The 14037-nt window shown below is 54.9% G+C and carries 6 protein-coding genes, 1 tRNA gene and 1 rRNA gene; 7 read left to right on the top strand and 1 reads right to left on the bottom strand.

Going from position 1 to position 14037, the window contains the following annotated elements; all coding sequences use genetic code 11:
* Position 1: 1 nt before the first annotated feature.
* From dpdH to dpdD, 5 genes are read left to right on the top strand one after another with little or no spacing between them, the layout of a single operon-like run.
* Positions 2 to 3154 (top strand): protein DpdH, encoded by a 3153-nt coding sequence (gene dpdH / locus AB2B48_RS20775; protein WP_368301990.1) that lies wholly within the window; start codon positions 2 to 4, stop codon positions 3152 to 3154.
* A complete protein-coding gene (dpdI, locus tag AB2B48_RS20780) occupies positions 3138 to 3875 on the top strand; it encodes a protein DpdI (protein ID WP_368300074.1) in 738 nt (245 codons plus the stop codon). The genes dpdH and dpdI overlap by 17 nt, the downstream gene beginning before the upstream one ends.
* Positions 3875 to 8389, top strand: coding sequence for a protein DpdJ (gene dpdJ / locus AB2B48_RS20785; RefSeq protein ID WP_368300076.1), 4515 nt, complete (start codon positions 3875 to 3877; stop codon positions 8387 to 8389). The genes dpdI and dpdJ overlap by 1 nt, the downstream gene beginning before the upstream one ends.
* Positions 8386 to 8931 (top strand): phospholipase D-like domain-containing protein DpdK, encoded by a 546-nt coding sequence (gene dpdK, locus AB2B48_RS20790; protein ID WP_368300077.1) that lies wholly within the window; start codon positions 8386 to 8388, stop codon positions 8929 to 8931. Before dpdJ ends, dpdK begins: the two co-directional genes overlap by 4 nt.
* Complete coding sequence (gene dpdD, locus AB2B48_RS20795) at positions 8931 to 11102, top strand: protein DpdD (RefSeq protein WP_368300078.1); 2172 nt, start codon at positions 8931 to 8933, stop codon at positions 11100 to 11102. The genes dpdK and dpdD overlap by 1 nt, the downstream gene beginning before the upstream one ends.
* Before the next feature lie 35 nt (positions 11103 to 11137).
* Here dpdD and queD read toward each other — a convergent pair whose 3' ends face one another.
* Positions 11138 to 11500, bottom strand: coding sequence for a 6-carboxytetrahydropterin synthase QueD (gene queD, locus AB2B48_RS20800; RefSeq protein WP_368300079.1), 363 nt, complete (start codon positions 11498 to 11500; stop codon positions 11138 to 11140).
* 619 nt (positions 11501 to 12119) lie between these two features.
* On the opposite strand from queD, the gene AB2B48_RS20805 reads away from it, so the two are divergent.
* Both AB2B48_RS20805 and AB2B48_RS20810 read left to right on the top strand, forming a co-directional pair.
* Positions 12120 to 13659 (top strand): 16S ribosomal RNA (locus AB2B48_RS20805).
* Positions 13660 to 13744: 85 nt separating this feature from the next.
* Positions 13745 to 13820 (top strand) — tRNA-Glu (locus AB2B48_RS20810).
* The last annotated feature ends 217 nt before the right edge of the window (positions 13821 to 14037 follow it).

Genomic DNA, 14037 nt, shown 5'->3' on the forward strand with positions numbered 1-14037 from the left:
GATGATGGAATACTGGCCCTCCTCGCAAAATATTATCGACTGTATCCGCACCGAAGCAGAAGAGCTGGCGGAACATACGCTGCTGGCCGTGCATCAGCCGGTTCGCCTGCTGCGCATGGATAAAGACGGCAACAGGCAAGGATACGGTAAGGAAGAGGATCTGCTACACCATTTCCTCGCCACTCCGCGTCCTATCCCTATTGTGGGCAAGGCCGGCGTCGGCAAGTCGCATATCATTCGCTGGCTCGATGCCAAGCTGCGCCTGCGCCCGGAATATAAAAATAACCAGTGGCATATCGTGCGTATTCCCAAAAGCGCCAGCCTGCGCGAAGTGCTGACGCTGATGCTCAAAGGGCTGGAAGGGCAGATTTTTGATGAAGCCCGGGAAGACATCAATAAAGTGTCGGAAAAGCGCACGCCTCGCGAGATTGCCGAGTGGCTGCTGATGCTGATGGGCCAGGAGTTGCGTAACCTCCATGAGCGCAACAAGCTGGATATGGAAGCGCTCAAAAAACGGATGCAGGGCTGTTCGCCTGAGCAGCAGCATATGATGAAGCCGGAAGCGGTTCGCCTGCAAAAAATCCACGTGCATGCTGAAGATAAAGCGCTGGCGACGCTGATCAACGACGCCTATTTCAAACAGTTTTTGCTCAAAGACGAGCACTGCCTGTTCCGTCTGGCCAGCCGTCTGACTAATGGTGCAAACAGCAACGATCTGGACGAAGGGGAGCAGCAACTTCAGGCCAGCGATCTGGACTTCAGCTTTAACATCAATGACCTCAGCTTACCGGCGCGTCAGTACATCCAGAAAAGCCGCCTCAACACCCATGAGGATGGGCGTAAAGATGCATCGGAGATCCTGAATCTGGTACTGGGAAAAGCGACGCAGGCGCTGTTCAACCAACTCTTCAACTTCCGGGGACGCAGTTTTTCCGATCTGTTCACCCAAATCCGTGAAGCGCTGCATGAAAAACAGATGACGCTGATGGTGCTGGTTGAGGATATGTCGCTGATCACGGCCATTGAAGATGTGCTGATCGACAGCCTGGAGAGGGAAGGTATCCGTGACGGTAAAGCGGTGCTCTGCCCGGTGTGCTCCGCGATTGCGGTAACCGATGGTTATCAGGGCTATGCTCGCCGTCGTCAGGGGATGCTGGACCGCGCGAAAGGCGAGTGGGTGATTGAAGAAGTGGGGGGCGGTCGCGAAGAGACCCGGCAGCGCATCGTCGATTTTTGCGGTCGCTATATCAACGCCGCCCGTTTTGGCAGCGAAGCCTTACTGCAGCGTTGGGAAAGTACCGAGGACAAATCGCACTGGCCGCCAGACTGGGAAGCAACCGCTGATGGCGATGAAATGGTTGAAGTTTTTGGCCGCAGTAGCCAGGGGTTCTCGCTATTCCCCTTCAATGCTCGCGCGATCCACGCGCTAGCGGAAAGCTTCTGCCGCGACGATCGTAATGAATTGAAATTCAACCCTCGGCAGATCATCAACCAGTTGTTGCTGCGGGTGCTGCAGCATTGTCGTCGTGATGCCGAAAAGGGGCATTTCCCGCCGGCACGTCTGGCCGATATTGCCGCTCCGGCGGGGCTGCGTAGCTGGCTGTTCCGTCAGGGGTTGGCGGACGTTGAACGCGCGGAGTCCGTGGTCGCACTGTGGGGATACCCGGCGAGTTCCGGGCCAACCTTGAGCAGCGCGCTGCCGCCTGATGTTGCCCGTACTTTTGACCTCGCCGATCTGGCTCAGGTGTTGGAAAACACCAAGAGTGAGCCCGTGGGGGAAGCGCCGTCTGAACCGCCAGCCGTTCATAAACAAGAAGTTAAAGAAGACGTTCAGAAAAAGAAAGTCGTCGCCGAGAAGCCGATCCCTGCGCCACAAGCGGTGCCTGAGGATAAAGACACGCTGGCGATCAGAGAACTGGATGCCGCCGTGGGCGACTGGATGCTCAAAGGGGTCACGCTGGATAGCGATTCCGCGCGCTTTATCCGCGCAGCCTTAGCCTATTTCTTTGAGAAACGGGCCGTTTTCTCCTGGGCGGGGACAAGCACACGACCAACGCTTTATGTCAGCAACACAGGGTTTGTGAATATCGAACTGCCTGAAGCGCAGGGTAACCGTGGCGTACACGTAGTGAAATTTATTCCACAATCGGAATACGAAAAGCGTTCCGTGATCCTGACGGATGCCGCAATGGCGCTGGCCCGTTTTGGCTACTACCGGGAAACAAAGGGGAAAACCGAAGACTGGAGCTATCCGCAGGGGAAAGAGGACTATCTGGTTATCCAGAGCTTCTGCGACCGCTGGGTTAGCTATGCGCTGGCGGAGTTGGTCAAGCATAAGCGCAACGATCTGCCGATGCTGCTGGGTGAACACCTTAAGCTGGCTCGCTCGCTGGGCATGAAAACCAGCGGTGGGGTGACCGAGATGCTGGGGCGACTGCTGCAAAAAAGCGCCGCGCTGAAAAAACAGTTCCGCACCGGCCTGACGCCATCGATTATCGAACTCCGTAAAGATGCGCTCGCGCGCTGGGATGAAGCTCAGGCCAACTGGCTGTCACTGGTGGCGCCAAACGATCATGCGCTGGAAGGCGATGTGTTGCATACCGCCCTGCAAAAGGCGATGAAAGCGAAACCGGACGGCAGCCTGGCGTCGGTCGTGAAAAAATCACTGTCTGAAATTCGTTCGGAGGTGGGCGTGGCCGAGCTCTTCGCGGACTGCGAAAACGCGGAAGATTTTGCTGACCTCATCAGCGGTATGACCCAGCAAGTGAAGTCGCTGGCGGACAGCGGTGACTATCCCGCCGATATGACGCCTGACAGCCTCACCCTGATGGATGCCCTTACCGGGCTCACCGAAGGCGGCGTATGGCTGACCATTACTAAATTGCGAGGCGTTACGCAATCTGAAGATACGCAGCGTCAATGGCAGTTACTTTGTGAGCTGGACGGTGCTTTAATTACCCGACTAATGATCGCGATGCAGTACTGGCAACTGATGTATAAACGGGTATCCAGCGCGATCGCCGCCTACAACAATAGCCACGGCGGGCACCGGATTAACGAATGTCGGGCTCAGATTGACACCACGCTGCAGGAACTCGATCTGGTTCTGGAGAAGTTGCAGCAGGCCGCAGGGAAACATGATGACAACGCTTAAGACACAGCTTGCCGGGTTACGGGAGCAGTACCAGTTAAAAGAGCAACTGCAATCCATGCAGGATGTCTACGAACAGTACCGGACGATCCGCGATAGGTTGCTGGATGTCGCCGAGCCGCTGCAAAAAGCCTGCGCTCAGCTGAAGGTGCTGAAAACACTGCCAGAACTGCAGGAGCAGCTTGATTTCCAGGAGAACGCTGCGACATTTTTCGGCATTCGAGCCGAACTGCAGGCCTTGACCGCAAGCTTCAAAGAGAGCGGAGAGCGCATCGAACAGAACGGTCTGGGCGAACTGCTGGTTCGCCTGTCGGGTGTGCATGACCGTATTAGCGAGAAAGTCGGTCAGGCCTGGACGGCGTTTGTGGCAGAACTGGAAGCGCGCGCGGTGCTCGCGCCCGTCTTTCTTGAGCAGCAGAAAACGCTTGGCAACACCATGGCGTACACCAACTACCGTAACGCCCTTGATAACTTTAATCGCCAGAAGACCAGCGCGCCGGATAGTCTGGCGGTAGTCAAAAAGCTGCAGGGGTACTGCGACGAGATGGTTGAGCTGAAAAAGGGGATGGAATTCAACGCTCCTGATGATGTTCTGCGATTCTTCGATGCTCTCGATAAACAACATCAGGCCTCACTGGCGCTGCTGACGCCAGAGGTGTTGTCCTGGCTAAAAGAAAAAGCGCTGCTCCAGTCCTTCAACGTTACCCGTAAGAGAATGATTTGATGGTGGAAGTCGAACTATCTCTGCTGCATCGCGTGCTGGATGCGCTGGAAGAGCAGGAAAATGCGCTGCTGGTATGGGGTGATACCGGCGGGTTTTTTAATCTCGAGGAGTTGCTGGAGATTATTGCTCGGATAGCGCCTGATGCCGATCCTGAAGAGGTGCTGGAGGGGTTGCTTGATACCGGCATGCTGATTCAGGCCCCCCATATTAGCGGTCGGCCGGTCTGGCGTACCCGCATGGGGGAAACGGTACATCTTCTGCGTAACCTACGTCAGTGGATGCCTAATAAGTCGCTGGAAGAGAGTAAAACGCTGGTCTCTGACTATCGTTTCATTCGCCGCCCGCGCAGCTATCCGCAGCGCGTTGCTGAACCGGAAGCATTAATTGCCGACTGGAAGACGCGGTTGAAACTGAGCCCGCGTATGTGCGAGATCATGCGGCAGGCGCTGGCATCCGCGAAGCCGTTTCGGCTGGCGAAGTTCCAGGCGCGCTCAACCGAGCGCATCATCCAGCACTGGCGCATGCATCAGGGCAACAGCAAAACCGCCAGCGCGACCATCGTCTGTGCCGGTACAGGGAGTGGTAAAACCCTGTCGTTCTACCTTCCTGCGCTTACCAGCCTTGCGGATGAGATCTGCCGTAATCCTGCGCGCAAAGTGCGTATTCTGGCGATCTACCCGCGCACAGAGTTGCTTAAAGATCAGTTCGCTGAGACGTTTGCCCAGTGCCGTAAGCTGGATGGATACATGCAGGCCAATGCGGGGCGCAAAATCCGTATTGCCGCATTCTTTGGCGATACGCCGGTAAAGGCGGAGTGGAGCAGAAAAGACGTCAAAGGTAAATCAGGTCTGCCCTTCGGGCTGATGAAATGCCAGCAGCCCCATCCGCAAGACTCGCAGCAACAATGCGGTGGCGCACTGGAATGGCGACGCGATGATATCTTCTCTAATCATGAAGTGCTGACCTGTACCCAGTGTCAGCATCAGTTGGATGACAGCGAGCTTCTGCTCACCCGTAGTACCCAACAGGCCAAAGGCAACGGGCCAGATATTCTGTTTACCACCACGGAAATGCTCAACCTGCAGATGAACTCCGGCTGGAGCAACCATCTGTTTGGCGTGGGGGAAGGTCAGGGGCCGACGCTGGTCCTGCTGGATGAAGTTCATACCTACAGCGGGACGACCGGAGCGCAAACGGCGCTGTTGTTGCGCCGTTGGATGCAGCGTACGGACTGCCTGCCGCACTTTGTGGGGCTATCCGCTACCCTGGCGGATGCTCAGCATTTCTTTGCGAATCTGGTGGGGGCGCCTGAAGAAGAGGTGGCCCTTATCGAACCTGAACCGGAAGACATGATCGAAGAGGGGGCCGAGTACCTGCTGGCACTACGCGGCGATCCGGTATCTGAGACGGCGTTACTGTCTACCACCATTCAGGCCACGATGCTGATGTCCCGCATGCTGGACCGCGATGCGGATAAATCCAGAGGCACGTGGGGCACGAAAACCTTTATTTTTACCGATACCCTCGACGGTAATAACCGCCTCTATCACGACCTTAGCGATGCGGAAGGCTGGGAAACGACGATCCCTCCACGTATCGATCACGCCCCGTTGGCGTCGCTGCGTAACCCGTACGATTCCGGGAGCGATGAACGCTCAAAGACCGAACTGGGGCAGAACTGGAAAGCGGCGATGGATATCGGCCACGACCTCTCTCAGAACAAGGTGATTTCACGCACGTCGAGCCAGGACGCCGGGGTCAATGCGCAGGCGGATGTCGTGGTGGCCACTTCATCGCTGGAAGTGGGGTATAACGATCCTCTGGTCGGTGCCGTTTTGCAGCATAAGGCGCCGAACGATGTAGCCTCTTATCTGCAGCGTAAAGGGCGTGCCGGTCGCCCACGCGGAATGCGCCCGTGGATGCTGGTGGTGCTTTCTGAATTTGGCCGCGACCGGGTCGCATTCCAGCGCTACGAAGGGTTGATGAGCCCCGAGATTAAACGCCAGGGGCTGCCGCTGGGTAACCAGCATGTCCAGAAAATGCAGGCGGCGATGGCGACGCTCGACTGGATTAGCAAGACCGGGTTATTCAAGGATGTCTGCGGCATGCTCAGGAAACCAGAGCGCGATTCGCAGAAATTTAAACGTTATTACACCCCGCTGATGACCCTGATTGAAGAGGTGCTTAAGGGGGGCAGAAAGCAGAATGAACTGATTCGCTATCTGCAGGATGCGTTGCAGCTGCCCGAAAATGCCATTCAGGGCATTCTCTGGAGCCCGCCGCGTTCGATTATGCTGGAGTTTCTCCCGACCATTTTACGCAACCTGAAGTCACATTGGGCGGTGAATGGCGTTGAGTGGGCGGCCCTGCGCGCACCACAGGCAGATGGTGACGGCGAGCAGCATAAAACGACCTCTCCCGCGCCGGAATTTATTCCACAAAATCTGTTTAGCGAACTGAATCTGCCGGAACTGGATATTCGTCTGATGCGCGGCCGCGATAATGTTGAACAGTGGGAAACGCTCTCTTTCTGGCAAGGCATGCGAGAGTTCGCCCCGGGACGACTGTCAAAACGGTATGCCATTAGATCAAACAGCAGCACCGACTGGCTGGTGCCTGAAGCCTACGTGCCGGTGGCGACCGATGGCCGCCAGTATGTTGATTTCCCGATAGCGGAGGCATTTGGCGACAGCTATCAGGAAGAGTGTACGGTGGAGCACCAGGGGGAGATGATTACGGTCATTAAGCCTGCGAAGGTGCTGACGACGCGTGCGGATATCCGCAAACTGACGGATAAAAGTAACGCCCAGTTGCAATGGGCGTTGAGCTTAATCAACCCGCATGTCGCCCATCCGGATGGGGTACCTAAAGGCGCCTGGAAAGGCACGCTCTCCGACGTTACCTTTTTCAACCATCAGCATATGACTCCGCTGGAGTTGGTGCGTTTTTCCACGGCATCGCAGGCATCGATACGCTTCCAGAATCGCGATCGGGCCCACGTTGAATTTAGCTGGGTGAAAGAGGGGGAAAAAGTTGGGGTCGGCAGTCGGCAGTGGGTCGACGCCATGCGCCTGCGTTTTCGTCTCCCGAATGAAAATGTCCTGAGCTTGCTACAGCAGGACGATATTCTGCGTGGCCTGCGGCCGGTTTATTTCCAGCATAAAGTCAGACAGCTTCCGGAATTTGAGTTCGACAGCTTTAAAGCTGATTGGGTGATTGAATGCTTTATGACGCTGCTGGCCGAAACGCTGGCGACGGGAAGCAGCACCTCCGTTGTCTCTGCGCTGCGGGTTATGGGGACCGCGCAAGGGATGGACCGTCTCGTCGATATTCCCGCGAGTCTGTTCCAGCCTGATGCCAACAACGCCAACGGTAGCGATCAGGCGCTGCAGCTTAACCTACGTGAACTGCTGATTCGTCCGGAGATCCAGCAGTCGCTGCTCGATTGTGCCGACGCGCTATGGAAGCCGGTAGCCGAACTTGAGGGTTTTGTTGACTGGGCGCGGCAGGTGCTGGCGGATACTCTGGCCGCTGGTGTCCAACAGACGTTGAGCACGCACCTTCCGGACGTCGATGAACGCGCGGTGGTGACCGATTCCCTCTGGTCGAAAGATCCTCGAACCGGGGAAGAAATACTGGAAATCTGGCTCTGTGAAATTGAGTCAGGCGGCAGTGGGATCCTGATCCGGCTGCAGCAAAAGTGGGCGGAAGATCCCGTCACCTTCCTGAATGTATTGGTGCGAAATCTCTCTGCCAGCGACTATGAACAGATCGACTATGACCTGCGCATGGTGCTGGCGCTGCTGCAAACCGATGAGACGTTACGCCAGGCAGTTAGGGACGTGCGCGAGGCCAGTAATATGGACGCGCGTCGAGAGGCGAATAAAAACCTGCATCTGCAGCTTTCACGCCGTGGTTTCCGTCTGTCCCATAGCTTCACGACGGTACTGTATTCGCGTCTGCTGCGGGCTGGCAGCGGGGATGACACTGATGACCAGCTTCACCAACTGCTGACGGAGTGGACTTCGCTTGAGGCACAGTCCGGCGTTGAGTTTACGCTGAATACGATGGCGCACGCGCTGGCCGTTAAGGCCCGAGGGGCGGATTCAGAAGCGGCGGTTATCTTTGGCTTACAGTGCCGGAATCAGAATCTACTCTGGCCGCGTGGGTACACGATTCGTCAGGCCGAACTTGGTTTCTATAATATGTTCTGCTCGCGTGCCGTGGTGACTGAACGCCTGCTGGCGGGGGCACTGTTCAGCGAGCGCATTGAAAAGCTGTCTCTCGATCGGCCCGACTGGTTAGCATTGTTACATGTCGCGCTGCGTAAACACGGGCGTGCAGAGCTGATTCTGCCTCGCGAGCAGCTAAGCCTGCTCCATCAAGTGATAACGACGGTGCAGATTGAAGCCGTCGATCATCTGGGCCTTTTGCTGTATCCGCGCTTGGGTGAGGTTCGACGTGAGCAGGATCAGTTGATATTACGTATTGAACTCGCGGAGATGGTGCAATGACAACGAAAGCCAACCAGCGCCAGATTTTCCTCCACGGCGCGACCGGGCAGCGAGTCCTTAGAGAGGTGCTGAGCGCGCAGCTGGTGGGATTGATTCTGCAGCCAGAACCTATCTGGCTGGTATCTCCCTGGGTAAGCAATTTTATGCTACTGGATAATCGCGCCGGAAGCTGGGACAGCATTGAGCCGGCCTGGGGAGGACGCGAGGTCGACTTTATAGAGTTGCTGGCCAGCGCCATCAACAACGGGGCGCAACTGTCGTTGGTGACGCGCGATTTACCGCAAAACCGCAGCTTTATGAAAGGGCTGGAAAATCGGCTCAATAGCCATGCGGATTACCGTCTGGAACTACGCGATCAACTGCATACCAAAGGGTTGTTAACGTCGCATTTCTTCCTGAAGGGCTCCATGAATTTTACGTGGAGCGGCGTCAATCGAAACGAAGAGTATGTCGAACTGAGCTGCGATCCGCATATGATCGGCGAGGCGATAACGGCATTCGAAAGTCAGTACCATTTTAGTGGATCACAGGAAGCGTTCTGATGCAGGCAGATTGGCTGGAAAAATTTTATGCTGACGATACACATCTGGACTTTGGCAAGGCGATGCGCGGGGAGTACAACACGCCGCAAATCAACACGCTAATCCAAAAGGCTAACGCGCAGCAGATGCCCTGCATCATTCCTTCCGCTCGCCATGGGCGGACGGTATTTTATGGCCTGGCGCAAAACGGGCGCAGTCTTGACGAATTGCGGCGGGTACTGACGGCAGCGTTGGGCTCTGCGGATACGAGTGCGGATATCAAAACGCTGTATCACTCAGACGAGTCATGGGAACAACTGCTGCTTGAGCGATCTCCGGATGGGATCCTGTCTTTCCATTTTTTACAGGTTGCTGCGACAACGACAGAAGAGACCGCGAAGTTGCGCGGTGAACGGGTGAAAAGAGTGTATGCCATGCTGGAAACAGTTATGGAACTCTACCGCCAACGGCCGGTGCTGAATACGCTGATTAGCCGACAGACAGGGCGTATCCTGCGTGACTTTTACACCGCCTGTCATGCCCATGACGGAAAAGCTGCTGAGCTCTACTTACAGGAACTGCGGGGAAATCAGGCGCTGTCGCCGCTGAACCTGCTGTTTCTCGAACTCCAGGGGATGGCCGCCTCGGCGAAATGGGAAGCGATACTGACCTTCCCTCGCCTGGACGTGCTGCTTCAGGGGCGAGTACCTGAACGTATTCAGCGCCTGCTTTTGCGTTCGACCGGGCATTACATGATGAATGCCATTCAGAAAGCGAACTTCCCGGCGGATTTAAGGGATGGCGCCCGCCGACTGGCGCTCGACATGCTGCCGCTGTACAAAACAAAGCCGGGGTTTGCCCATCACGACAACTTCCTCACGGACTGGCAGCTTTGGGCGATGGGGGCGGCACTGCTGGGCATTAATGGGTGGCAAACGGCTAGCCCTGTCCTGCAGCAGGGGTGGCTTCAGCAGGTTGAGCATTGGGTCAATGGTGCCAGCGCGCTGCCAGCCGTTGTGCAGGATGCCGAACAGAAACTGATTCAGGCCCCGGTCGTGACGTTGTTGAGCGTTGACGATGCGATAGCTTTATTAGCCGAAGCCTTCATGGCGGACGTGGAGCGCGAGAGCGAAATTTTCGCTCAGATGAGCGCTATGCCAGAGGTCACGCAACAGGCGTTACGGGCAACGCCGAAGTACTGGGACGCCTGGCTGGGGCTAAAGAAACGCTGCGAACCACAGGACTATGGCTGGCACCACTGGCTGCTTGACGTTCAGCAGGCGACGGACAGCCAGCAGTATGAATCATTACGTCAGCAGTTGACGATACAGTATATGGACTGGCTCCCTGCGACCTTTGATGAGCAGCAGTGGATGCAACTGCTGGGCCAACAACCGACTGGCATGCTGGGTCAGGCGCTGCGTGACGGTTTACCTAACGTGCTGCAATGGCTTAATGAGTATGGCGTCAGCGTTTCCTCTTCTTTATGGTCAGAATGGCTGACGCTGCTTGCGCTGGAAGGTGTTAGTTCCGTTGAGGATGTCCGACTTGGCGGTATGATCCTTGATACGCTGCTTTCCGGTAGCTTCAGTCACAAGGAGTATCTTGACGCGCTTGAGGCTATCGAGGAACTGTGCAGGAAGAATGAATCATCACGTACAGTGGAGTACGCGCTTGATATTGCTGAGATTCTGTATGACCGGGTGAGTGGCGATGATGCTCGCCGGTTACGCTACTGGGTGGGCGTTCAGGAGATGCTGGTGCGTCGTTGGGAGAGGCTGGACAACAGCATGCAGCTCTTGGCTCGCATGGTGGAACGGCTCTACCTGGGTAATGATGCCGGCAACACTTTCCCGGCGGAAATCACGCCAGCGGGCGTAGCCTCTCCGTTACATCGCGATCTCAGCGGGAAAAAACTGGTGATTTATAGCCTGACGGAAACCGCCGCCCGACGCGGTAGAGAGGCGTTGATGAAACTGTATCCGGGGCTGTCTATTGAACTTAATGATGATCATGTGGCCACGGATGCGCTGATCAATGCTGCGAGAACAGCGGACTACTTTATCTTCGCCAGCGGTAGCTCAAAGCATCAGGCGTTTTATACGGTGACTAGCTGCCGCAAAGCGATTATCTATCCGACCGGTAAAGGTGCCTCGAGTATGGTTGCCGCTTTTATTCGCGAGCTAGGCTAACTTAGTAAGGAATAGTGCGGACTATTCCTTATCTATTATTCACCGCGGTACACGCACCCAGCCGTGCAGGTCTCTTTTACCGTTACTGCACTGAGGAGAGGCAACTGCGGTTTAATCTGCTTCCAGATCCATTCAGCCAGGATCTCGCTGGTGGGATTCTCAAGTCCGGGAATGTCGTTGAGATAGTAGTGGTCCAGCCTATCCAGCGTAGGTTTGAAGATCGCCTTTAACTCTGCGAAGTCGATAATCCACCCCGTGTGCTTATCCACTTCTCCGGTGATCTCAAGGCGAACGACAAAGGAATGCCCGTGTAAGCGTCCGCACTTATGCCCGTCAGGCACATTAGGCAGGCGATGGGCAGCTTCAAAGGTGAAGTCTTTATACAGCGTCGTTTTCATGGTTACCTCATTTTTTGTTATAATGTAACAAATCAGATTGCGGATAGAAAGTATGGTAATCACCCCCTCTATATATAGAAGGGAGTGCTGATAGAGCGCAGCATGTCGATTCCGCCCTCCATTATGCAGAAACCTACCGCAAACAGCTGCCACTTTTACTTTTCTGTGGCGCTGTCACGCCTGAACGATGCGATGAATTACCACTGATTGTGGATAACTCTGTTGGTAAATGGGTATAAAGCGGGGTTCTGCTGGGGATTGCAGCAGTCAGTCATTTTTCTGCAATTTAAGGGTTGCGGCCCTGAAGAAACTCCCTATAATGCGGCCCCACTGAGACGGAACAACGGCAAACAAGCCGCCGGGTCAGCAAGGTTCTCCTGAGAATCTCGGCAGAGAAAAGCGAAATTAAACGCTTGACTCTGAAAGAGGAAAGCGTAATATACGCCACCTCGCAACAGTGAGCGAAAGCCGTGTTGCACTGCTCTTTAACAATTTATCAGACAATCTGTGTGGGCACTCGAAGATACGGATTCTTAACGTCGCAAGACGATAAATGAATACCAAGTCTCTGAGTGAACACGTAATTCATTACGAAGTTTAATTCACGAGCATCAAACTTAAATTGAAGAGTTTGATCATGGCTCAGATTGAACGCTGGCGGCAGGCCTAACACATGCAAGTCGAACGGTAGCACAGAGAGCTTGCTCTCGGGTGACGAGTGGCGGACGGGTGAGTAATGTCTGGGAAACTGCCCGATGGAGGGGGATAACTACTGGAAACGGTAGCTAATACCGCATAACGTCGCAAGACCAAAGTGGGGGACCTTCGGGCCTCACACCATCGGATGTGCCCAGATGGGATTAGCTAGTTGGTGGGGTAATGGCTCACCAAGGCGACGATCCCTAGCTGGTCTGAGAGGATGACCAGCCACACTGGAACTGAGACACGGTCCAGACTCCTACGGGAGGCAGCAGTGGGGAATATTGCACAATGGGCGCAAGCCTGATGCAGCCATGCCGCGTGTATGAAGAAGGCCTTCGGGTTGTAAAGTACTTTCAGCGAGGAGGAAGGCATTGTGGTTAATAACCGCAGTGATTGACGTTACTCGCAGAAGAAGCACCGGCTAACTCCGTGCCAGCAGCCGCGGTAATACGGAGGGTGCAAGCGTTAATCGGAATTACTGGGCGTAAAGCGCACGCAGGCGGTCTGTCAAGTCGGATGTGAAATCCCCGGGCTCAACCTGGGAACTGCATTCGAAACTGGCAGGCTAGAGTCTTGTAGAGGGGGGTAGAATTCCAGGTGTAGCGGTGAAATGCGTAGAGATCTGGAGGAATACCGGTGGCGAAGGCGGCCCCCTGGACAAAGACTGACGCTCAGGTGCGAAAGCGTGGGGAGCAAACAGGATTAGATACCCTGGTAGTCCACGCCGTAAACGATGTCTATTTGAAGGTTGTTCCCTTGAGGAGTGGCTTTCGGAGCTAACGCGTTAAATAGACCGCCTGGGGAGTACGGCCGCAAGGTTAAAACTCAAATGAATTGACGGGGGCCCGCACAAGCGGTGGAGCATGTGGTTTAATTCGATGCAACGCGAAGAACCTTACCTACTCTTGACATCCAGAGAACTTAGCAGAGATGCTTTGGTGCCTTCGGGAACTCTGAGACAGGTGCTGCATGGCTGTCGTCAGCTCGTGTTGTGAAATGTTGGGTTAAGTCCCGCAACGAGCGCAACCCTTATCCTTTGTTGCCAGCGGTTCGGCCGGGAACTCAAAGGAGACTGCCAGTGATAAACTGGAGGAAGGTGGGGATGACGTCAAGTCATCATGGCCCTTACGAGTAGGGCTACACACGTGCTACAATGGCATATACAAAGAGAAGCGACCTCGCGAGAGCAAGCGGACCTCATAAAGTATGTCGTAGTCCGGATTGGAGTCTGCAACTCGACTCCATGAAGTCGGAATCGCTAGTAATCGTAGATCAGAATGCTACGGTGAATACGTTCCCGGGCCTTGTACACACCGCCCGTCACACCATGGGAGTGGGTTGCAAAAGAAGTAGGTAGCTTAACCTTCGGGAGGGCGCTTACCACTTTGTGATTCATGACTGGGGTGAAGTCGTAACAAGGTAACCGTAGGGGAACCTGCGGTTGGATCACCTCCTTACCTTAAAGAAACGTTCTTTGAAGTGCTCACACAGATTGTCTGATGAAAAGTAAATAGCAAGGCGTCTTGCGATTGAGACTTCAGTGTCCCCTTCGTCTAGAGGCCCAGGACACCGCCCTTTCACGGCGGTAACAGGGGTTCGAATCCCCTAGGGGACGCCACTTGCTGGTTTGTGAGTGAAAGTCGCCGACCCCAATATCTCAAAACTTACCTTCGGGTGACGTTTGAGATATTTGCTCTTTAAAAATCTGGATCAAGCTGAAAATTGAAACAGCACACTGAACTCTGTTCTCCGTAATAAGAACAGACTGAGGTGTGTTTGAGTCTCTCAAATTTTTGCAGCGCGATGATGAATCGAAAGAAACATCTTCGGGTTGT

This window comes from Kluyvera sichuanensis (genome assembly GCF_040930405.1).
Taxonomy (GTDB): Bacteria; Pseudomonadota; Gammaproteobacteria; order Enterobacterales; family Enterobacteriaceae; genus Kluyvera; species Kluyvera sichuanensis.

What these genes read in the sequence shown, in the direction of transcription:
- dpdH (WP_368301990.1), top strand. Translation starts at nt 2, where the DNA reads ATGATGGAATACTGGCCCTCCTCGCAAAATATTATCGACTGTATCCGC.
- dpdK (WP_368300077.1), top strand. Translation starts at nt 8,386, where the DNA reads ATGACAACGAAAGCCAACCAGCGCCAGATTTTCCTCCACGGCGCGACC.
- dpdI (WP_368300074.1), top strand. Translation starts at nt 3,138, where the DNA reads ATGATGACAACGCTTAAGACACAGCTTGCCGGGTTACGGGAGCAGTAC.
- queD (WP_368300079.1), bottom strand. Translation starts at nt 11,500, where the DNA reads ATGAAAACGACGCTGTATAAAGACTTCACCTTTGAAGCTGCCCATCGC.
- dpdD (WP_368300078.1), top strand. Translation starts at nt 8,931, where the DNA reads ATGCAGGCAGATTGGCTGGAAAAATTTTATGCTGACGATACACATCTG.
- dpdJ (WP_368300076.1), top strand. Translation starts at nt 3,875, where the DNA reads ATGGTGGAAGTCGAACTATCTCTGCTGCATCGCGTGCTGGATGCGCTG.